The 19,547-nt window shown below is 65.2% G+C and carries 18 protein-coding genes; 1 reads left to right on the top strand and 17 read right to left on the bottom strand.

The features are described from left to right. Positions 1–34: 34 nt before the first annotated feature. From CAL15_RS18055 to CAL15_RS18085, 7 genes are all read right to left on the bottom strand, one after another. A complete protein-coding gene (locus tag CAL15_RS18055; RefSeq protein WP_157666688.1) occupies positions 35–985 on the bottom strand; it encodes a Bug family tripartite tricarboxylate transporter substrate binding protein in 951 nt (316 codons plus the stop codon). 156 nt (positions 986–1,141) lie between these two features. Then, complete coding sequence (locus CAL15_RS18060) at positions 1,142–1,849, bottom strand: GntR family transcriptional regulator (protein WP_086079856.1); 708 nt, start codon at positions 1,847–1,849, stop codon at positions 1,142–1,144. A 265-nt stretch (positions 1,850–2,114) separates the two neighbouring features. After that, positions 2,115–2,885: an SDR family oxidoreductase gene (locus CAL15_RS18065; protein WP_086079857.1), complete on the bottom strand. Its 771-nt coding sequence runs from the start codon at positions 2,883–2,885 to the stop codon at positions 2,115–2,117. An 11-nt stretch (positions 2,886–2,896) separates the two neighbouring features. Next, on the bottom strand, positions 2,897–3,865 hold the full coding sequence (locus tag CAL15_RS18070; RefSeq protein ID WP_086079858.1) for a tripartite tricarboxylate transporter substrate binding protein: 969 nt from the start codon (positions 3,863–3,865) through the stop codon (positions 2,897–2,899). A gap of 41 nt (positions 3,866–3,906) precedes the next feature. Further along, positions 3,907–4,881, bottom strand: a complete 975-nt coding sequence (locus CAL15_RS18075) for a Bug family tripartite tricarboxylate transporter substrate binding protein (protein WP_232468028.1) — start codon at positions 4,879–4,881, stop codon at positions 3,907–3,909. 22 nt (positions 4,882–4,903) lie between these two features. Then, positions 4,904–5,689, bottom strand: coding sequence for an SDR family NAD(P)-dependent oxidoreductase (locus tag CAL15_RS18080; protein WP_086079860.1), 786 nt, complete (start codon positions 5,687–5,689; stop codon positions 4,904–4,906). Continuing rightward, on the bottom strand, positions 5,686–7,374 hold the full coding sequence (locus tag CAL15_RS18085) for an acetolactate synthase catalytic subunit (protein WP_332455559.1): 1,689 nt from the start codon (positions 7,372–7,374) through the stop codon (positions 5,686–5,688). Before CAL15_RS18085 ends, CAL15_RS18080 begins: the two co-directional genes overlap by 4 nt. 199 nt (positions 7,375–7,573) lie before the next feature. Between CAL15_RS18085 and CAL15_RS18090 the strand changes: the two genes are divergently transcribed. Next, entirely contained in the window at positions 7,574–8,461 is an 888-nt protein-coding gene (locus tag CAL15_RS18090; protein ID WP_086079862.1) for a LysR family transcriptional regulator, read from the top strand. A 403-nt stretch (positions 8,462–8,864) separates the two neighbouring features. Here the strand turns inward: CAL15_RS18090 and dnaJ are convergent, their stop codons facing one another. From dnaJ to CAL15_RS18140, 10 genes are all read right to left on the bottom strand, one after another. Beyond that, on the bottom strand, positions 8,865–9,998 hold the full coding sequence (dnaJ, locus tag CAL15_RS18095) for a molecular chaperone DnaJ (protein ID WP_086079863.1): 1,134 nt from the start codon (positions 9,996–9,998) through the stop codon (positions 8,865–8,867). Between the two features lie 106 nt (positions 9,999–10,104). Next, positions 10,105–12,027, bottom strand: a complete 1,923-nt coding sequence (gene dnaK / locus CAL15_RS18100; protein ID WP_086079864.1) for a molecular chaperone DnaK — start codon at positions 12,025–12,027, stop codon at positions 10,105–10,107. Positions 12,028–12,138: 111 nt separating this feature from the next. After that, on the bottom strand, positions 12,139–12,534 hold the full coding sequence (locus CAL15_RS18105; RefSeq protein ID WP_086079865.1) for a thioredoxin family protein: 396 nt from the start codon (positions 12,532–12,534) through the stop codon (positions 12,139–12,141). Positions 12,535–12,542: 8 nt separating this feature from the next. Continuing rightward, complete coding sequence (gene grpE, locus CAL15_RS18110) at positions 12,543–13,100, bottom strand: nucleotide exchange factor GrpE (RefSeq protein ID WP_086079866.1); 558 nt, start codon at positions 13,098–13,100, stop codon at positions 12,543–12,545. Between the two features lie 186 nt (positions 13,101–13,286). Further along, complete coding sequence (locus CAL15_RS18115) at positions 13,287–13,529, bottom strand: hypothetical protein (RefSeq protein WP_086079867.1); 243 nt, start codon at positions 13,527–13,529, stop codon at positions 13,287–13,289. Between the two features lie 98 nt (positions 13,530–13,627). Then, on the bottom strand, positions 13,628–14,719 hold the full coding sequence (hemH, locus tag CAL15_RS18120) for a ferrochelatase (RefSeq protein ID WP_086081176.1): 1,092 nt from the start codon (positions 14,717–14,719) through the stop codon (positions 13,628–13,630). Between the two features lie 54 nt (positions 14,720–14,773). Beyond that, positions 14,774–15,781, bottom strand: coding sequence for a heat-inducible transcriptional repressor HrcA (gene hrcA, locus CAL15_RS18125; RefSeq protein ID WP_086079868.1), 1,008 nt, complete (start codon positions 15,779–15,781; stop codon positions 14,774–14,776). Positions 15,782–15,859: 78 nt separating this feature from the next. Next, positions 15,860–16,645, bottom strand: coding sequence for an SRPBCC family protein (locus CAL15_RS18130; RefSeq protein WP_198299085.1), 786 nt, complete (start codon positions 16,643–16,645; stop codon positions 15,860–15,862). Between the two features lie 18 nt (positions 16,646–16,663). After that, on the bottom strand, positions 16,664–19,030 hold the full coding sequence (locus tag CAL15_RS18135; protein ID WP_086079869.1) for a xanthine dehydrogenase family protein molybdopterin-binding subunit: 2,367 nt from the start codon (positions 19,028–19,030) through the stop codon (positions 16,664–16,666). Further along, positions 19,020–19,541, bottom strand: a complete 522-nt coding sequence (locus tag CAL15_RS18140; RefSeq protein ID WP_086079870.1) for a (2Fe-2S)-binding protein — start codon at positions 19,539–19,541, stop codon at positions 19,020–19,022. The genes CAL15_RS18135 and CAL15_RS18140 overlap by 11 nt, the downstream gene beginning before the upstream one ends. Between the last annotated feature and the right edge of the window lie 6 nt (positions 19,542–19,547).

The following is a 19,547-nucleotide window of genomic DNA, read 5'->3' on the forward strand; positions in this document are numbered from 1 at the left end:
TGCCGGCGCCCGTGTTGGCATCGCGATGCGCGGCTTACTTCAAAGAAATTCCAGCTTTGTCGATGACCGACTTCCACTTCCTCAGGTCGCCATCGATGCGCTCGGCAAGCGCGGAGGCATCGTCGCCCACCGGCTCAAGACCCTGATCCTGCAACGACTTGCGCACGGCTGGATCCTGCGTGACCTTCGCACTGGCGGCGTTGACCTTCTTCACCACGTCGGCAGGGAGCCCGGCAGGCCCGACCAGCGCATACCACGCCGAGGCGTCGAAACCCGGCAGGCCCTGCTCGGCCACCGTGGGCACATCCGGCAATGCCGAGGACCGCTTCGCCGAGGTGATGGCCAACGGATGAATGGCGCCCGCCTTGATCTGCGGAATGGCCGGCGCCAGCGACGACACGATCAGCGGCACCTGCCCGCCGATGACGTCCGTCATGGCCGGCCCGCCGCCCTTGTACGCCACATGGACCGACTGCAATCCCTGCTGGATCTGGAGCATCTCCATGCCCACGTGCCCCACGCTGCCTACACCCGACGTGGCGTAGCTGTATTCGCCGGGCGACGACTTCATCAGCTTGGTGAGATCGCCCAGCGTCTTCGCGGGCACCTTCAGATTGGCCGCGAGCAGCATGCCGGCCGAGGCCACCGTGCCGATCGGCGTGAAGGATTTGACCGGCTCGTAACCCACATCCTGCAGGCTGGGCAGGATGACCAGCGTGGCCGATTCCACCAGATGCAGGGTGTAGCCGTCCGGTTCGGAGCCGGCCACGGCGCGCGCGCCGATCACGCCGGCAGCGCCCGCCTTGTATTCGAGCACCACGGACTGGCCGAGCGCCTTGCCCAGCTTGGGCGCTATTGTCCGCGCTACGGCGTCGATGGAGCCGCCGGGCGCATAGCCCAGCACGAGGCGGATGGGACGATCGGGATACGCGGCATGCGCGTCATGGAAGGAGGCGCTGGCCAGGGCGCCGGTGATCAAGGCCATAGCGGTGAAGCATCGCATTGCAGTAGTTCCCCTTGAGCGATTGCATACAATATTTATGATTTTGCATATTCTGAGGGGCGGCCGACGCCCGTGTCAATGCAGTGCAGCATAAAAAGCTGGCGGGTTAGGGATAGTGCTGAGGGCGAGCCGGGCGGCTTAGTGCCCGGAAGTGGCAATAAGGTCGCCGAGCAAATCCATGTCAGGCATGGCGTGCTCCTTCAACAAATGCGCCGCCCGCACGCCATCGCGCTGAACGATGGCTCGGGTAATGGCTTCGTGCTCTTCGAACACACGCCCCACTTCGCCCTCACGGCTCAGTTCATAGGCGCGATACGGCGCGATGCGGTCGTACAACGCACAGGCCTGACCGATCAGGCAGTGGTTGTGCGACCCCTTGTAGATGGCGAAATGGAAGGCGCGATTGTGCTTCTGGTACGCGTTGCGGTTGCCCTCGGACACCGAGCCGCGAGCCTTGTCCAGCAGCTCTTGCAGCTGCGTGCGTTCCGCTTCGGTCATGCGGCGAGAGGCCAGCCGGCCAGCGAAGGACTCGAGTTCGGCCATCATCTCGAACATCTCGACCAGTTGCTGCACCGATGCCTGCGCCACCACCGCACCTTGGCGTGGCCGCCATTCGACCAGGCCGCTGGCGACCAGCTGACGCAGCGCTTCGCGCACTGGCGTGCGGGAGACGTCGAATTTCTGAGCTAGGGAGTTCTCGTCCAGGCGGGCGCCTGGGGCGTAGGCGCCGGTGACGATCTCTTCGGTGATGCGAACCCGAACCTCATCGGCAAGCGTGCTGCGGCTGGCCGTGGATTTGGCGGGCCGCGGTGATGAGGTGGAACGGCTCTGGGGTGTCTTTAGCATGCCGAAGGAAGGAGGACTAGAAAGAACGGTATTGTCTCGCAGTACCACGAGATAGCGCGATCATTATGACCCATCGGGAGTAAAGGTCGCCTCGCAGCGGAATGCCGCACGATCCGCCAGATCCATCACGCTCCGGGTCTTCATTATTCAAACGTGAATACTAGCGCTGGGAGACCGATGCCCCGTCGACACCGCCTTTTCGGTTCAACCTGCCGGCACTACACGCGCACGCCGAAGGCATGCGCTTCACCGACTGCGACGCATCCTAGGACATGAAGAAGCCGCCGTTGATGTCGATGACCGCGCCATTGATGAAGCCCGCATCGTCCGATGCCAGGTATACGATCGCCGAGGCGACCTCGTGCGCCTCGCCGATGCGCCCTACCGGTATCTGTGCGGCATAGTCGGTATTCTGTCTCGCGCCACCGGCGCCGCCCATCAAGGTATCGATCCGACCAGGCGCCACGCAATTGCACGTGATGCCAACCGGACCGAACTGCGCCGCAATCGACCGGCTTAGTCCCAAGACAGCCGCCTTGGACGCCATGTATGTGGCGCCGGCCACGATGGACTTGCTACGTCCCGCCAATGAGGCCACATTGACAATGCGCCCCCAGCCCAGCTCCTGCATGCCCGGGATGAACTGCTGACACATCCGGGAAGTCGCATAAAGGTTCACGTTCATCACCAGGTCCCATTCAGCCTGCTCAATGGCCAGCAAGCCGTTGGAGCGGCCATTGACCTTGGGGGATATGCCGGCGTTGTTCACCAATACCGATGGCGGAGCCCAGGGGCGAATTGCATCTGCCACTGCCTGGGCCGCCTCCGGCGCGCCTACGTCGACACATACCGCCGTCACGTTTTCCTCAGGAAACGCCGCCGCGCTCTCCCGCACCAGGGGATCTCGATCCACCAGCGCCACACGGTACCCTTGCTGCACCAAGCGCGCAGCGGTTTCCAGGCCAATGCCGCGGGCCGCCCCGGTCACTACCGCAGTGCGCGGATGCACAGGCGCATTCTTGAATGTCGCGTTCATATGCGCTTTCCTCAGTTTGATGCCTTGGCCAGGCCCGCATCGCTCAGAGCCTTGGCCATGTCGCGGTAGCCGGTTTCAAGAAAAACCCGATAACGTTCGCCGTCCATTGCGGCGGGATCCACGCCGAGTTTCCGGACTTGATCCTGGTAGGCGGAGGACTGCACCGCCGTCAAGGTCGCGCGCTCCAAAGCCTGACGCACCTGCGGAGCCAGGCCGCGCGGCGCGGCGATACCCGTCCATGAGTCGATCTCGACGTCGTAGCCGGCCTCTTTCATGGTCGAGGTTTCAGGGACCTCGGGCCAACGAACCGGGCTTACCGAAGCCAGCAGACGCAATTGCCCCCCTTGCACAAACGGCATGATGTCGCTCGGGGTCTGCACCACGGCTTGCACGTGGTTGCCCAGCACGGCCGCGACCGCATCGGGGCCGGACTTCATCGGCACGAAGACGAACTGTCCTCCTGTAAGTTCGCCCAGTTTCAGCAAGGCCAGGTTATTGGGCGCACCTGTGGCGCTGAACGACACGCCGTTGCCGCGTTTGGCGGCATCGACCAGGTCTTGCACAGTCCGGTACGGGGAGTCGGCGCGCACCGCGACCCCGTAGCGATAGCGGCCGATGCCAGCAATGACGTCGAAATCGGCCAGCGTATAACTCACATTCATCATGTGCGGCGCAATCGCGACCGGCGCATAGGAAAGGATGCCGATCGCATAGCCGTCGGCCGCTTGCCGGGCGACGAAGCCCGGCCCAAGCGTTCCTTGCGCACCGGGCTTGTTCTGGACGACCACCGGTTCGCCGAGCGCCTTCTCCATTTCCTGCGCCAGCGCACGCCCCACGAGATCGGTGCTGCTGCCCGCCCCGTAATTGACGTACAGGCTCAGCTCGCGCGCGGGCCACGGCTCCCCGGCCATTGCGCCAGAGCCGGCCAAAAAGGCGGCCAGCACGACACCCGCCCAATGAATTGCTTGACGTCGCTTCATGTCTGTCTCCTCGATTTATTTTGTTCGCGGCATGATGGGATTTATTCGGGCACGTACTTGATCGCCTCGACCACCGTGCCCCATTTCTTTATCTCCGTGGCCTGGTATTGCGCCAAGGCCTCGGGGGTGCCGCCAACGGGTTCCAGGCCGGCCTTCTCGAAGGTCGCGACCAGCCGCGGATGCCGCATCGCGTTCGCCACGGCCTCATTGAGTTCGGACAGGATGGCCGCAGGGGTGCCGGCCGGTGCATACAGGGCGATCCACGACAAGGATTCGAAGCCAGGCACCGCGGCCTCGGCAACAGTCGGAACATCCGGCGCGGATGCCGCGCGCTTGGCGCCCGTGACTGCCAGCGCCCGCACCTTGCCTGTGGCTGCAAGCGGCGCGGCCGACGGCACGTTGTCGAACATGACCTGGACGTGCCCGCCGACCAGATCGCTCAGCGCTGGCGCGCTGCCCTTGTAGACGATGTGTTCCATCGAGGTCTTCGTCTGCATCGCGAACAACTCGGTGGTCAGGTGCACCGATCCGCCCTTGCCCGTGCTCGCGTAGTTCACCTTGCCCGGATTCGCCTTCAGGTAGGTGATGAATTCCGGCAAAGTCTTGGCTGGTACCGACGGGTGGACACTGATCATCAATGGGGCGGTGGCAAGCAGCGCCACGGGTGCGAAGTCGCGTTCGGGCTGGTAGCGCAGATCCTTGAAAGTCACCGGATTGGTGCCATTGGTGGCACTGGTGCCAATGAACAGTGTGTAGCCATCCGCGGGCGACTGGCTTGCCAGCACCGCGCCGATGGTGCCTCCCGCGCCGGCGCGGTTGTCCACCACCACCGGCTGCTGCAAGGTCTCCGCGAGGCGCTCGGCGATCGAACGCCCGACGATGTCGGTAATGCCGCCAGGCGGATAAGGCACGATTATCCTTACGGGCCGCTCCGGCCAGGCCCAGGCGGCCGCGGGAAGCGCCAGAGCGGCGCAAGTGAGGGCAAGCAGCGCACGGCGCCGGGTCATTGAATGCATGGATGTCTCCTGGTTATGTGTATTAAAGTCCGCGCCCGCCGGTCACGTTCAGGCACTCGCCGGTGATGAAGCCCGCCTGGTCCGACAAGAGGAACAACGCCGCATTGGAGATATCCAGGGGCTGCCCGAGCCTGCGCAGGGGCGTCTCTTTGCGTATGGCTTCATTGAATGCATCGCCCGCTACCGCGGCCATGCTAGTTTCGATCCGGCCCGGCGCGACGCAATTGATTCGGATGCCGAACTCGGCGACCTCACCGGCCGCCTGCCGCGTCAGCCCGGCGACGGCTTGTTTGGCGGTCGCGTAGGCAGCGCCGGCGATCCGGGAGTAGCGCAGGCCAGCCAGCGAGCCGATGTTGACGATGGAGCCGCGGCGTCGGCCTACCATGCCAGGTAGAACCGCCCGCATTGCCATGAAGTACCCGGTAAGGTTCACCTGAATAACCTGGCACCACTCGTCGACCGGCGTCTCCCAAATCATGCGTTTTCCGCCATCGGGCTTCTTGGGGGAAATGCCGGCGTTGTTCACGAGCAGGTCGAACGTGCCGAACTCGTGGGCGGCAGCTTCGATCGCGCCGACCACCGAAGCGCTGCCCATGTCGTGCGCCAGTACCGCCGCTCGCCGGCCATGCTGCCGGATCTCTGCCGCAGTCGCCTCGGCGGCGTCCGCACTCAGATCCAGTACGCATACATCTGCTCCGTGCCTGGCGAGCGACAGGGCCAGGTCGCGCCCGATTCCTCCGCCTGCGCCCGTCACGAGGGCGCGGCGGCCGGCGAACGATGGCAAGTTATCGTGTAGCGCGTTATTCATTCGGGAACCTTCTGCAATTGCGCTTCGAAAGCGGTGATAGGCGGAAACGCGCGCGGATCGGTCTTGACGTCGATGACAAAAGGCAGATCGCTGACCGCGGCAGCCTCCAACGCCTGGCGCAACTGCGCCACGTCGCTTACCGCCATGCCGTCGCATCCGCAGGCGCGAGCGATCGCCACATGATCGAAGTCACCGAAGTGGCATACCTGCGTGTGGGTGCCGAAACGGCTTTCCTCGGCATTGATCTGAAAGCCCAGCACGCCGTTGTTCAGTACCACGATGGTCACTGGCAGCCCGTGGCGCCGGGCCGTCTCCAACTCCGCCCAACAATGGGCAAAGCCGCCATCACCTGTCAGGCAGATGACGCGGGACTGCGGTTGGGCAATCTTCGCGCCGATTGCCATGGGCACCCCCCAGCCCAGCCCCGCAATGCCCCGCGGGGTGATGAAACGCGTGCCGGCTCGAAGACTGCGCACGTACTGCACCAGCCAGATCGACGAATAGCTGGCGTCCGCGGCCCAGATGATGTCGCCATCGGACTGCGCTATTTCGGTCATGATGCGTTCTGGCCTCAGCGGCGTGGCTTCGCTTTCAGCGTAAGGCGCCAGCTCTTCGCGATGGGCCTGCCGACTGCGCTCGAACGTTGCAGCCAACTCGTCAAGGCGAGCGCTTGCCACCGCCGCGGCACGCCCTTCCAGCAAATCGGCCAAGGCATCGAGGGTGGCAGCGGCATCGCCCACCAAGCGCAGGCAAGGATAGTTGCGGCCGACCTCCTGGCTGTCGATGTCGATCTGCGCATAAGTAGCCCCTTCCGGAAACAGCGACCAGGAAGCCGTGCCGTTCTCGTTCGTGCGCGTCCCCACGAAGATCACCAGGTCCGCGCTCTCCACATAGGACTGCATATGCTTGCCCATGCTGCGAGTGCCCATGACATTCCCGATCACGCCGAGCGACAGGGGATGCGACTCGTCCACGGCGCCTTTGCCCATGTTGGTGGTCGCCACGGGCAAACCGGCGATCTGCTGCAAGCGCGCCAATGGCGCGCAGGCGTCGGAAATGTGTATGCCGCCTCCTGCCACGAGCAGCGGGCGCCGGGCCGCCAGTAGCGCGTCGGCGAGCTTGGCCAACCGCGCTCGAGTGGGCACCATGCGATCCTGCGGAAAGCGTCCCAGCGCGTCGTCGCCCTGCGATGCCAAGGCGTTCGTCGGCAAGCAGCTTTGGCTCAGCACGTCAGGCGATACCAGCAGCACGACCGGACCGGGCCGCCCCGAGGTCGCAATACGTATCGCGCGCTCGGTGTACTCGGCGGCACGCTCGGCCACGTCGATGCGCCGCACCCACTTGGCGCAAGCGCCGAATAGCGCCACGTGGTCGATTTCCTGGAAGGCATTCTTGTCGGCATTGGCACGCGGCACCTCTTGCACGATCGCCAGGATTGGCACCGACGCTTTGCTGGCTTCTGCAAAGCCCGCCACCAGCAGCGCCGCCGCGGGGCCATTCTGTGCGGTGATCACCGAAATCTGCCGGCTTACCCGCGCAGCGGCATCAGCCATGGCCACGCCGGCATTTTCCGTGCGATAGCCGATCTGACGTATGCCCACCGCCTCGGCTGCCAGGAAGATGGCGGTGGGACAGCTCTGGCCAAAAATTTCCTGTACGCCCGCCGTCTTGAGCACATCCACCATCGCGTTGGCGACGCGGTATCCGGACAGGTCCTGACGCACCCAACTGCCTGCAGCCGGGCCAGGTGTTGCGGTGGGTGTGGCAATGGCGCTGTTCGAATTCATATAAATTGGATGTATAGGTTTGCGTAGGGAGGCCATGATAAAAACGCAAAATCCCTTGGTCCAATACGAATTTCTGAAGAAGGCATAAAGTTCCCTGATGGCTACGACACTCAAGCAATTGGAAGCTTTCGTGGCGATCGCCCGTACGGGAAGCTTCTCCGCGGCCGCGCAGGTCCTCCATGTATCGCAGCCTGCGTTGACGGCCGTCATCAAGAACCTGGAGCAACAACTGGAGGTGGTGCTGTTCGAGCGCACGGCGCGGGGCGTCTCCATGACGACGGCCGGGCGTGAACTCATGCCGACGATCGATCGCCTGCTAACGGAGTTGAAGGAGACGTTGGCCAATGTACTCAGCGGCACCGTGCCTCGCGGCGGCGTCGTTTCATTGGCCTGCGTGCCGTCGGCGGGCGGTGTTTACTTGCCCCCTTTCATCGCCAGCTTCAATCGGCTGCATCCCACAGTCCGTATCGATCTGCACGATGCCATGCCCGAGAACCGCGAGATCATCAGAATGGTGCGCACAGGAGAAATCGAATGTGGCGTCGCCAGCCCCATGCCGGACGCAGCGGAACTGCAATTTCGCCATCTTTATGACGATGAATTGATCGCATTGGTCAACGAGGATCACCCTTCGGCGGGGGCTGGTCACCTTACCTGGCGACAACTCAGCACGATGACACTGATCGGTATGGCAACCAACAGCTATCTGCGCCTGCTGATCGACCAGACCTTTGCCACCATCAGTGTGTCCAGGCGGCCGGTCAACGAGGTCAGCCTTATCACCACGGCGATAGGCATGGCTCGAGCCGGCATGGGCGTGACCGTGCTGCCATCGCGTGCGGCAGATGCATGCAACCTCGCAGGAATCCGGAGACTATCGCTGGTGGATCCCGTGGTGCGGCGTCCCATCGGGTTTCTTTACCGCTCGGTGGGCGAACTTACGCCAGCGGCCAAGGCATTCATGAATCACGTCGTCCGGGCGTGAATGCTTTTCGCCTGCCCAGGCATGACCCGCGCCATGAACCTCCCAGTACTCCGCAATGCTATCGCCCGCGGCATTACTTCGGCGTCACGTGCTTCGTCACTTCCGTGGCCGCGCCGTCGCCCAGAGATCGATCAACGGTTTGAGGTTGGCCAGCTGCACGCCGCCTTGTCCCTGTGCGTGGGGACTTGATTCTCTCGCCTGTGCCGCCGCGTACGGACGAAGGAAGGAGGAGGCTCGAGAGTATCGCCGAACGATCTGGCTTTGACGACAGACGCGGGCAAGAACCACTCACTACGCGGCCTCGCATCGCGGGGGCAAAAAGCCCGCTGTACCCACCAGGCTCACTGGTCAGCACAACGGGCTTTTTCACATATCAGCCGCTTATGCCAGCGGCTGAAAACGATCAGCTAAAAAACTCCTTAACCCGATCCGTCCAACTCTTGCTCTGCGGCGAGTGCCTGTCCCCGCCGTCATTCAACGAAGTCTCGAACTGCCGCAGAATCGACTTCTGCTCTTCGCTAAGCCGCACCGGCGTCTCCACCACCACGTGGCAGTACAGATCCCCCGGATATCCAGCCCGAACCCCCTTGATTCCCTTTCCACGCAACCGGAACGTCTTTCCGGACTGCGTACCTTCGGGAATCTGGATTTCAGCCTTCCCGCCCAGCGTGGGCACCTGCAGATCCCCACCCAACGCCGCGGTCGTAAACGGTATCGTCAGCTCGCAGTGCAGATCGTCCCCATCCCGCTGGAAGATCTTGTGCTGCTTGATGTGGATTTCGACATACAGATCCCCCGGAGGCCCGCCGTTGATGCCAGGCTCGCCGTTGCCGCTGGACCGAATCCGCATGCCATCGTCGATGCCCGCGGGAATCTTCACCTGCAGGGTCTTGTTCTTGCGAATCCGCCCCACGCCGTCGCAGGCCGGGCAAGGATCGGTAATCTCCTTCCCGCTGCCATGGCAGGTCGGGCAGGTCTGCTGCACGCTGAAGAAGCCCTGCTGCATGCGCACGGCGCCCGCGCCGCCGCAGGTGCGGCAGGTCTTGGGCGAGGTGCCGGGCTTGGCGCCGCTGCCGTGGCAGGTTTCGCAGTGTTCCCAGCTGGGAACGCGGATCTCGGTGTCGAAACCGGCCGCGGCCTGCTCCAGGGTGATCTCCAGCGAATACTTCAGGTCGGCGCCGCGATACACCTGCGGTCCGCCGCCGCCACGGCGCCCGGCGGCGCCGCCGAAGATTTCGCCGAAGATGTCGCCGAAGGCATCGGCGAAGCCGCCGCCCATGCCGCCCGCGCCGCCCATGCCCGCGGCATTGGGATCGACGCCGGCGTGGCCGTAGCGGTCGTAGGCCGCCCGTTTCTGTTCATCGCCCAGGATTTCGTACGCTTCCTTGGCTTCCTTGAACTTTTCCTCGGCTTCCTTGTTATCCGGATTGCGGTCCGGATGGTATTTCATGGCCAGCTTCCGGTAGGCCTTCTTCAGTTCATCGTCCGAGGCGTTCTTGGCCACCCCCAGGACATCGTAGTAGTCGCGTTTTGCCATATTCTTCAGTGGGTTCCGGAAAGAGCGCTAATCGGGGTACCACTCAAACGACCCCGCCCGGTAGACGGAAATCCGGCTACCGGGCGGGGTTCGCATGTAGCGCTCCTTACTGGTCGCGCTTCACTTCCTTGAAGTCGGCGTCGACGACATTGTCGTCCGCCGGCTTCGCGTTGTCGGCGGCCTGTTGCGAGGCTGCCTGCTGCTGCGCCTGGGCGTCAGCGTACATCTTCTCGCCCAGTTTTTGCGAGGCGGCGGACAGGGCTTCGACCTTGGCTTCGATCTGGGCCTTGTCGCCCGTCTTCAGCACTTCCTCGAGGTCCTTGATGGCGGCCTCGATGGCTTCCTTCTCGGACGCTTCCAGCTTGTCGCCATACTCGGTCAGCGACTTGCGGGTGGCGTGCACCAGCGCGTCGGCCTGGTTGCGCGTCTGCGCCAGTTCGGCCAGACGGTGATCTTCCTCGGCATTGGCCTCGGCGTCCTTCACCATGCGCTGGATCTCGTCTTCCGACAGACCCGAGTTGGCCTTGATGGTGATCTTGTTTTCCTTGCCCGTGCCCTTGTCCTTGGCCGACACGTGCAGGATGCCGTTGGCGTCGATGTCGAAGGTGACCTCGATCTGCGGCACGCCGCGCGGCGCCGGCGGGATGCCTTCCAGGTTGAACTCGCCCAGGCCCTTGTTGCCGGCTGCGATTTCGCGCTCGCCCTGGAACACCTTGATCGTCACCGCGGGCTGGTTGTCGTCGGCCGTGGAGAAGGTCTGCGAGAACCGGGTGGGGATCGTGGTGTTCTTCTGGATCATCTTGGTCATCACGCCGCCCAGGGTCTCGATACCCAGCGACAGCGGGGTGACGTCCAGCAGCAGCACGTCCTTGCGGTCGCCCGACAGCACGGAACCCTGGATGGCGGCGCCGGCGGCAACCGCTTCATCGGGGTTGACGTCCTTGCGCGGCTCTTTGCCGAAGAACTCCTTGACCTTGTCCTGCACCTTGGGCATGCGGGTCATGCCGCCGACCAGGATGACGTCGTCGATGTCCGAGACCTTGACGCCGGCGTCCTTGATGGCGATGCGGCAGGGCTCGATGGTGCGCTCGATCAGTTCCTCGACCAGGGCTTCCAGCTTGGCGCGGGTAACCTTCAGGTTCAAGTGCTTGGGACCGGACGCATCGGCCGTGATGTACGGCAGGTTGATCTCGGTCTGCTGGCTGGAGGACAGCTCGATCTTGGCCTTTTCGGCGGCTTCCTTCAGGCGCTGCAGGGCCAGCACGTCTTTCGACAGGTCGACGCCCTGCTCTTTCTTGAACTCGCCGATGATGTAGTCGATGATGCGCTGGTCGAAGTCTTCGCCGCCCAGGAAGGTGTCGCCGTTGGTGGACAGCACTTCGAACTGCTTCTCGCCATCGACGTCGGCGATTTCGATGATGGACACGTCGAACGTGCCGCCGCCCAGGTCATACACGGCGATCTTGCGGTCGCCCTTCTCGGTCTTGTCCAGGCCGAAGGCCAGCGCAGCCGCGGTGGGCTCGTTGATGATGCGCTTGACTTCCAGGCCGGCGATGCGGCCGGCGTCCTTGGTGGCCTGGCGCTGGCTGTCGTTGAAGTACGCGGGCACCGTGATGACGGCCTCGGTCACTTCTTCGCCCAGGTAGTCCTCGGCGGTCTTCTTCATCTTGCGCAGCACTTCGGCCGACACCTGCGGAGGCGCCAGCTTCTTGCCGCGCACTTCGACCCAGGCGTCGCCATTGTCGGCCTTGGTGATCGTGTAGGGCATCAGGTCGATGTCCTTCTGCACCGCCTTCTCTTCGAACTTGCGGCCGATCAGGCGCTTGACGGCGTACAGCGTGTTCTTGGGGTTGGTGACGGCCTGGCGCTTGGCCGGCGCGCCCACCAGGGTCTCATCGTCCATGTAGGCGATGATGGAGGGCGTGGTGCGGGCGCCCTCGGCGTTTTCGATGATCTTGACCTGACCGCCATCCAGCACTGCCACGCAGCTGTTGGTCGTGCCCAGGTCGATGCCGATGATTTTGCTCATGGTAGGTTGCCTTGAATGAAATTCTGGAATCGCGAAGAGTTGGTAAAAACCCGTCGTTGAAAACTCGGTCCCAGCCTAACTGGGGTCGGCGACAGGGTTTTCAAGGGCATTTCATCCGCCCGCCGCGCCCGTCCCCTGCTGACGCCGCACGGCATCCGTGAACTGGGGCAGGCCGGGCCAGCCGGTGATGCGCCCCAGCCGCTTGCCGCCGCGGTACAGCACGAAAGTCGGCACGCCGTGCAGGCTGAACCGCAGCCCCAGCGGCTCGTCGGCGTAGACGTCCGCCTCGAACCAGGTAAGTCCCAGGGCACGCAACGCGTCTTGATGCAGCAGGGCCGTCTGCTTGAACACATTACAATTGTAACAGTCCTGGCCCCACAAGAAGACGCAGCGCAGGTCGTCACCCGGGGCTTGCACCACCTGGGCGTCGAAGTCGGCATTGCTCACGTGGCGCATGCCGAACAATTCGAAGACCTGGGAGGGATCGAAGGAGGATGCCGTCGCCATGGCGAGCCTCAGTTGCCGGCGGCCACCACGACCAGCGCGGGACGCAGGGTGCGGTCGGCGATCGCGTAGCCCTTCTGCAGCAACTGCACCACCGTATTGGCGGGCTGTTCGGCGGGCACCGACGAGATCGCCTGGTGCAGATGGGGGTCGAACTTGTCGCCCTGGGCCGGCGCGATGTCCTTCAGCAGGTTGCGCTCGAAGGCGGCGGACAACTGCTTCAGGGTCATTTCGACGCCCTCGCGCAGGGTTTCGACGGTTTGTTCGGGTTGGGCCAGGGCGGCTTCCAGGCTGTCCTTGACGGGCACCAGGCTTTCGGCGAACGACTCGATGCCGAATTTGCGGGCCTTCGACACGTCTTCCTGGGCGCGGCGGCGCACGTTCTCGGCCTCGGCCATGGCGCGCAGCACCTGTTCCTGTTGGGCCTTCTGGGCGGCTTGCGCCGCTTCGAGTTCGGCGCGCAAGGCGGCAATCTCTGCCTGCAGCGCTTCCTGCCCCTCGGGCATGGGCGCGGCAGCGGTTTCGGCGGCGTCGACAGTGGGTTCGACAGGCTCTTGGGGTGCCGTCATGAGGGTCCTCCGGAAGTAAATCGATGGGATCGCCCTGACTATGGGGGTCAATGCCCCTGTTTCAAGTCCGGTCTTAGAAGAAATTTGGGCGGCGCTGGCTTGCGCCGGCCGCCGCCCGACTCGCGAGCTTGACTGTCGTTTCGAAAGACGAAGCAGAGCGAGCCTGTCCCGGCCGCCCCCAAAGCGCTACTTCTTGCCCGGCTGGGCAGGCGCGACGGGGTCGCTGGCGGGGAACGTATCTTCCAGCGCCTCGTCCATCTGGCGCTCGCGGGTCTTGCGGATCTTGGCCGCGTCGGCATCGTGATCGGCGGGGACGGCGATGGGGTCGCTGGCCGGGAAGGTTTCTTCCAGCGCTTCGTCGAGATCCTGCTCGCGCTGTTCTTCGTGTCGGCCCGGCTTGTCGGTGCGGGATTTCGGGTCGGTAGTCATGCGTAGCCTCCTTGGAATTCTGCGAGGGAGCTCGCGAAAACAGGCCGCCGGCGGCGCCCCCATGGCGACGCCTGGACGTTCACCCCAGTGTATCCCTGTCAGGCAGGTGTTACAGGCCAGCCTTGTAAGTGATTGTCGACGATGTCCGTAAGGGTAGCGGTCCACATCGGACTGTCGTTGAGCGCCGGAATGTAGCGGAATTGCTTGCCGCCGGCCTGCAGGAAGGCGTGACGGCATTCCTGGTTGATTTCCTCGAGCGTCTCGAGGCAGTCGGCCACGAAACCGGGGCATACGACGTCGACCGACGCGACCCCGCGAGACGCCAGTTCCTTCAGGGTGGGCTCGGTATAGGGCTCGAGCCAGCGGGCCGACCCGAAGCGGCTTTGGAAGCTGACCTCGATCTGCTCGGGGGACAGGCCCAAACGGGCGCGCAGCAACTGGGCGGTCTGCATGCACTCGCGGTAGTACGGGTCGCCCAGCTCGATGGAATAGCGCGGCAGGCCGTGGAAGCTGAGCAGCAGCAGCTGCGGCCGGCCGTTGGCCTGCCAGTGGGATTCGATGCGCTCGGCCAGCGCGCCGATATACCCCGGATCGGTGTGGAAGCGCTTGACGAAGCGCAGCGCCGGCTGGTCGCGCAGCCGGGCGGCATGCCGGGTGACGGCATCGACTGCGGTGGCGGTGGTGCTGGCCGCATACTGCGGATACAGCGGCACGGTGAGGATGTGTTCGCAGCCCCGCTGGCGCAGCGCGGTCATGGCATCGGGAATCGACGGATTGCCGTAGCGCATGGCCAGTTCGACCTCGACGTCGCGGCCGCGGGCGCGCAGCGCCTGGGCCACGCCCTCGGCCTGCTGGCGGCTGTACACCATCAGCGGCGAGCCGCCGTCCATCCAGATGCCCTGGTAGCGTGGCACGAGCTTCTTGGGCCTGAGCGTCAGCACCAGGCCGTGCAAGATGGGCATCCACAGGTAGCGCGGAATCTCGATGACCCGCGGGTCCGACAGGAACTCGGCCAGGTATTTGCGGATATCGCCGCGCGAGGGCGTGTCCGGCGTGCCCAGGTTGACCAGCAGCACCCCGACCCGGCCGGGGCCGGTGATGGGCGGGTTCTCGTCGAACAGGTCGCCGTCGAAAGGCGCCTCGGGCAGGAAGCGTTCGGGCCACAGGTACTTGAACAAGCGCAGGAACACGCACACCCCCTGTCGGCTTGGCATGAGCGCAAGCCGGTTGTCTCGTTTGTCGGATTATTGGTGGTTCTGGCTGAGCGCGTTGGACAGCAGTCGCGCCGTGATGTCGACGATGGGTATGACTCGCTCGTAGGACATGCGCGTGGGCCCGATGACGCCCAGCGTGCCGACCACCTTGCCGTCCACTCCATACGGCGCGGTGATGACGGAGACTTCCTCGAACGGCACCAGCTGCGAATCCCCGCCGATGTAGATCTGCACGCCCTGCGCGCGGCTGGACACGTCCAGCAGCTGCAGCAGGTCGGTTTTTTTCTCGAACAGCGAGAACATCTTGCGCAGCCGGTCCATGTCCGAGGCGATGTCGGTGACATCGAGCAGCTTGCGCTCGCCCGAGATGACCACGGCGTCACCGTCGTCGGCGGCCTCGGCGCTGGCCTCGACGGCCGCCTGCATCAGCTTGGAGATGTCTTCGCGCAGCTGAGCGAGTTCGGTGGACAGCGTGCGGCGCACCGCGTCGAACGACTTGCCCGAGAAATGGACGTTGAAGAAGTTGCCGGCCTCGGTGAGTTCGGATTCGTTGTAGTCGCGCTGGACGGTAAGAATGCGGTTCTGCACGTCGCCGTCGGGCGTGACGATGATGAGCAGCACGCGGCGGTCGGACAGGCGGATGAATTCGATCTGGCGGAACACCTGCGAGCGCTTGGGCGTGAGCACCACGCCGGCGAACTGCGTGAGGTTGGACAGCAGCGCGGCCGCGGCATTGACGGCGCGGGCCGGCTCGGCCACGGGCAGCAGTTCGCCCACGTTGGGCTGGTGCAGCTGATAGGCGCGCACCGCCAGCAGTGAATCGACGAACATGCGGTAGCCGCGCGGCGTGGGCACGCGGCCCGCCGAGGTGTGCGGGCTGTGAATGAGGCCCTGGTCTTCGAGGTCGGCCATCACATTGCGGATGGTGGCCGGGGACAGGTCGAAAACTTTGGACAATGTGCGCGAACCGACAGGTTGCCCGTCGGCGATGTAGCGTTCTATCAACGCCTTGAGTAGTGCGCGTGCGCGGTCGTCCATACCCCTATTTTAGTGAAACTTTTGGAAGTACGGCGACCGGCCCCCTCCTGTGTTCGTGCCGGGGACGTAATCGACCGGTCAATTGCGCCCGAAGATCCCGCCAGCGGCGTACTTCACCCGTGCCCACAGCGCCTTCAGGCCGATACTGAGCATGTTCAGTTCGCCGGACTGCGGGCCGGACTGGCGCGCGAGCAGCATTTTTTGCGTCGCGGCCAGCGTGGCCTGGGCCTGGGCCAGCACGGCCTGCGCCTGGAGCAGGACGGCCTGGGCTTCCGGCGAGGCGGACGCGGAAGCGAAAGCCGCGGCGGAAAGCGGAGTCGGCGCCGCAGTGGCGGCCGAGGCCGGCATCGGCGCCGACGGCGCTGCAACGCCGGCTTCCATCGCGACAAGCGGCACGCCGGCCTCATCGCCACCCTGCACCAGAGCCGCCAGGTTGCGCTCGAACTGCTTCAGGATGTGCGCGGCCACTTCCTCGATCATGCCGCTGCCGCGCCCGTACTGCGCCACCGCGCCCGACAATTGCAAGTCGGTGGTGACCGTGACGTCGGTGCCGCCCGTCGCCGCCTCGATCAGCGCGAAGCTGAATTCCGACTGCGCCGAGCCTCGCCCTTTGGGATCCAGGCCCGAGCCGCGCAGCCAGGCGGTGTGCGTGGCTTCGTCCTTGCGCAGCATCTCGGCCTTGCCGTCGAAGCTCAGCTTGATCGGACCCAGCTTCACCGAAACCGAGCCCAGGTACTGATCGTCCCCCAGGGTTCCGGTCAGGCGCGCGCCCGGCAGGCAGGGCAGGATGCGCGGAACGTCCAGCATCAGTTTCCAGGCGTCCGCCAACGGCAGCGGAATATGAAAGTGGTTGGTGAATTCCATGGCTGCGTGTCGGTCTGTTCAGGGCTGGAGGTTCGCGGCGCCGGCCGCCTGATCGATCAGCTCGACCAGGCGCACCGGAGTAAGGGGGAATTCGCACAGGCGCGCGCCCTGCTCGCGCAGGGCGTGTTCCACCGCGCCGATCACGGCGGCAGCGACGGGAATGGTGGCCGTTTCGCCGATGCCCTTGGCGCCCAGCGGGTTCAAGGTCGTGGGCGAAGGCTGGAATATCACCTCGATGTCGGGCACCTCGGGCGCGGTGGGCAGCAGGTATTCGGCGTAGGTGGTGGTCAATGGTTGCGCGTTGGCGTCATAGCCCATCCATTCGAACAGGGCATTGCCCAGGCCGTGCACCACGCCGCCGTGCACCTGGCCCTGTGCCAGCTGCGGGTTAATGATGTTGCCGCTGTCCTGCACCGCGACATAGCGCACCACGTGCATCGCGCCCGTCATCGCGTCGACCTCGACCTCGCAGGCGTGCGAGGCGCCGGCATAGGTCTGCGCGTCGCAATGGAAGAACACGGTTTCGTCCAGGCCAGGGTCGCCCGGAGCGGGCATGGCGTAGCCGGGCACGCCCTTCATCAGCATGGCCACGCGCGCCAGCGACACGCGCAGGCCGAAATCCACGGTGTGGACTTCACCGTTGGACAGCATCAGGTCGGCGGCATCGACCTTCAGCACCTGGGCCGCGACGGCCAGCGCCTTCGCGCGGACCTTGTCCGCGGCCTCGCAGATGGCGGAACCCGCCATCATGGCCTGCCGGCTGGCGAAACCGCCCATGCCGTAGCCCACGTGGCCGGTGTCGCCCGCGACGATCTCAACGGCCTGGGGCTGCACGCCCAGGCGCGCGGCGCACAACTGGGCCAGCGTGGTCTTGATGCCCTGCCCCATGGCCAGCGCGCCGGTGTGGGCCACGATGCGGCCCGAAGGCAACACGCGCAGCCGCACCACCTCGTAGGGGCCGCGCCCGGTGGGCTTCACGCTGTTGGCGATGCAGATGCCGCGCAGCCGGCCGCGCGCGCCAGATTCCATACGGCGCGCCTCGAAACCGTCGTAGTCGATGGCCTCGGCGGCGCGGGCCTGCAGGGCGGGAAAGTCGCCGCTGTCGATCACCAGCGGCACGCCGGCGCGCGACTTCAGGGGCTTGGTGTAGGGAACCTTTTCGGGGGGGATCAGGTTGCGGCGGCGGCACTCCAGGCGGTCGATGCCCAGTTCGTTGGCCAGTCGGTCCAGCATGCGCTCCATCACGAAAGTGGCCTGCGGGTAGCCCGCGCCGCGTATGGTGGCGACGGGCACCTTGTTGGTGTAGACCACCCGCGCGCGCAGTGAAAAGGCCGGCACGACATACGGGCCGCTCATCGACGAGGCGGTGTTGTACGGTACGTTGGTGCCCTGGGGCGTGTAGGCGCCGTTGTCGTGCACGAACTCGCCGCGTATGCCCAGCAGCCTGCCTTGGCGGTCGGCGGCCAGCGCGATCTTCCAGTACTGGTCGCGTTCCTGAACGGTGGTCAGGAAGTTCTCGCGGCGGTCTTCCACCCACTTGACCGGACGGCCCAGCGCGCGCGCCACGGCGGGGATCACGATCTCTTCGGGGTAGATCATGAACTTGGCCCCGAAGCCGCCACCCACGTCGGGCGTGATCACGCGCAGCTGATGTTCCGGCTGGTCCAGCATGTGGCTGATGGTGTAGTGCAGCTCGTGCGCCATCTGGGTGGACGACCACACCGTCAGCACGCCGGTGGCGGCATCCGGCGCGGCGGCCACGCCGCGAGGCTCCATGGGGTGTCCGCCGCCGCGATGCGCCCAGAACTCGTCGTGCAGCACGATGGGAGCCTGGTCGAAGGCTTCATCGACCTCCCCGTAGGCCAGCGTGTAGTCCTGCAGCACGTTGTCTTGCAGTTCCGTGCGCACGCGCGGGGCGTCGTGCTGCGCGCCCAGGCGGCAGTCGGACACCGCGGGCAATATCTCGTAGTCGACGCGCACGGCGGCGGCGGCGTCCTCGGCCCGGTGACGGCTGTCGGCCACCACCACGGCAAAGGCCTCGCCCGCGAAGGCGACTTCGTCGCCTGCCAGGGCGAAGGGCGTGGTGTTCTCGGGCAAGGCCGCCAGCGCGAAGCCCAACGGCATGCGCCACGAGGTCAGGTGGCCGAACAGTTCTTTGCGGGTGTAGATGGCGGCCACGCCCGGCATGGTCCGCGCGGCATCGGCGTCGATGCCGCGGATGCGGGCGTGCGCATGCGGGCTGCGCACGAAGCACGCATGCAGCGGCTCGGGCAGGCGCACGTCGTCCAGGAAGCAGGCCGCGCCGCGCAGCAGCGGGTCGTCCTCGACGCGGCCGGGGCTCTCGCCCATGCCGGGATTGGTGCGCAGGGCGGGATCAGCGTGCATGGCGGTCGCTCCGCTCCGAAGCTGCGGCTTCGCGCATGACGCGGGCCGCGCGCAGGGCCGCGGCCACGATGTTCTGGTAGCCGGTGCAGCGGCACAGGTGGCCGGACAGCACGTCGCGCACCGCGGCCTCGTCGGGATCGGGATTGCTGGCCAGCAGTTCGGTCAGCGACATCAGGATGCCGGGCGTGCAATAGCCGCATTGCAGCGCGTGCAGTTCGTGGAAGGCCTGCTGCAGCGGTCCCAGCGTGTCTTCCGAAGGCGCCAGGCCCTCGACGGTGCCGATGGCACAGCCGTCGGCCTGCACGGCCAGCATCAGGCAGCTGCGCGCGGAGACGCCGTCCACCAGCACGGTACAGGCGCCGCACACGCCATGCTCGCAGCCCACGTGTGTGCCGGTCAGCTTCAATTCGCCGCGCAGGAAGTCGGCCAGGTTCAGTCTGGGTTCGGCCACGCCCTCGCGGGGCTGGCCGTTGACCGTCATGCGGACGGGGCGGGGTTTACGGTCGGCCATGTTGCT

This window comes from Bordetella genomosp. 13 (genome assembly GCF_002119665.1).
In the GTDB taxonomy this organism is placed as follows: Bacteria; Pseudomonadota; Gammaproteobacteria; order Burkholderiales; family Burkholderiaceae_B; genus Bordetella.

Excerpts from the sequence above, each read along its gene's own strand:
- CAL15_RS18075 (WP_232468028.1), bottom strand. The coding sequence starts at position 4,881 with ATGCATTCAATGACCCGGCGCCGTGCGCTGCTTGCCCTCACTTGCGCC.
- CAL15_RS18070 (WP_086079858.1), bottom strand. The coding sequence starts at position 3,865 with ATGAAGCGACGTCAAGCAATTCATTGGGCGGGTGTCGTGCTGGCCGCC.
- CAL15_RS18055 (WP_157666688.1), bottom strand. The coding sequence starts at position 985 with ATGGCCTTGATCACCGGCGCCCTGGCCAGCGCCTCCTTCCATGACGCG.
- CAL15_RS18060 (WP_086079856.1), bottom strand. The coding sequence starts at position 1,849 with ATGCTAAAGACACCCCAGAGCCGTTCCACCTCATCACCGCGGCCCGCC.
- hrcA (WP_086079868.1), bottom strand. The coding sequence starts at position 15,781 with ATGGACGACCGCGCACGCGCACTACTCAAGGCGTTGATAGAACGCTAC.
- CAL15_RS18065 (WP_086079857.1), bottom strand. The coding sequence starts at position 2,885 with ATGAACGCGACATTCAAGAATGCGCCTGTGCATCCGCGCACTGCGGTA.
- CAL15_RS18085 (WP_332455559.1), bottom strand. The coding sequence starts at position 7,374 with ATGGTGGATGTGCTCAAGACGGCGGGCGTACAGGAAATTTTTGGCCAG.
- CAL15_RS18115 (WP_086079867.1), bottom strand. The coding sequence starts at position 13,529 with ATGACTACCGACCCGAAATCCCGCACCGACAAGCCGGGCCGACACGAA.
- dnaK (WP_086079864.1), bottom strand. The coding sequence starts at position 12,027 with ATGAGCAAAATCATCGGCATCGACCTGGGCACGACCAACAGCTGCGTG.
- CAL15_RS18135 (WP_086079869.1), bottom strand. The coding sequence starts at position 19,030 with ATGCACGCTGATCCCGCCCTGCGCACCAATCCCGGCATGGGCGAGAGC.
- CAL15_RS18140 (WP_086079870.1), bottom strand. The coding sequence starts at position 19,541 with ATGGCCGACCGTAAACCCCGCCCCGTCCGCATGACGGTCAACGGCCAG.
- CAL15_RS18130 (WP_198299085.1), bottom strand. The coding sequence starts at position 16,645 with ATGGAATTCACCAACCACTTTCATATTCCGCTGCCGTTGGCGGACGCC.
- dnaJ (WP_086079863.1), bottom strand. The coding sequence starts at position 9,998 with ATGGCAAAACGCGACTACTACGATGTCCTGGGGGTGGCCAAGAACGCC.
- CAL15_RS18090 (WP_086079862.1), top strand. The coding sequence starts at position 7,574 with ATGGCTACGACACTCAAGCAATTGGAAGCTTTCGTGGCGATCGCCCGT.
- CAL15_RS18105 (WP_086079865.1), bottom strand. The coding sequence starts at position 12,534 with ATGGCGACGGCATCCTCCTTCGATCCCTCCCAGGTCTTCGAATTGTTC.
- grpE (WP_086079866.1), bottom strand. The coding sequence starts at position 13,100 with ATGACGGCACCCCAAGAGCCTGTCGAACCCACTGTCGACGCCGCCGAA.
- CAL15_RS18080 (WP_086079860.1), bottom strand. The coding sequence starts at position 5,689 with ATGAATAACGCGCTACACGATAACTTGCCATCGTTCGCCGGCCGCCGC.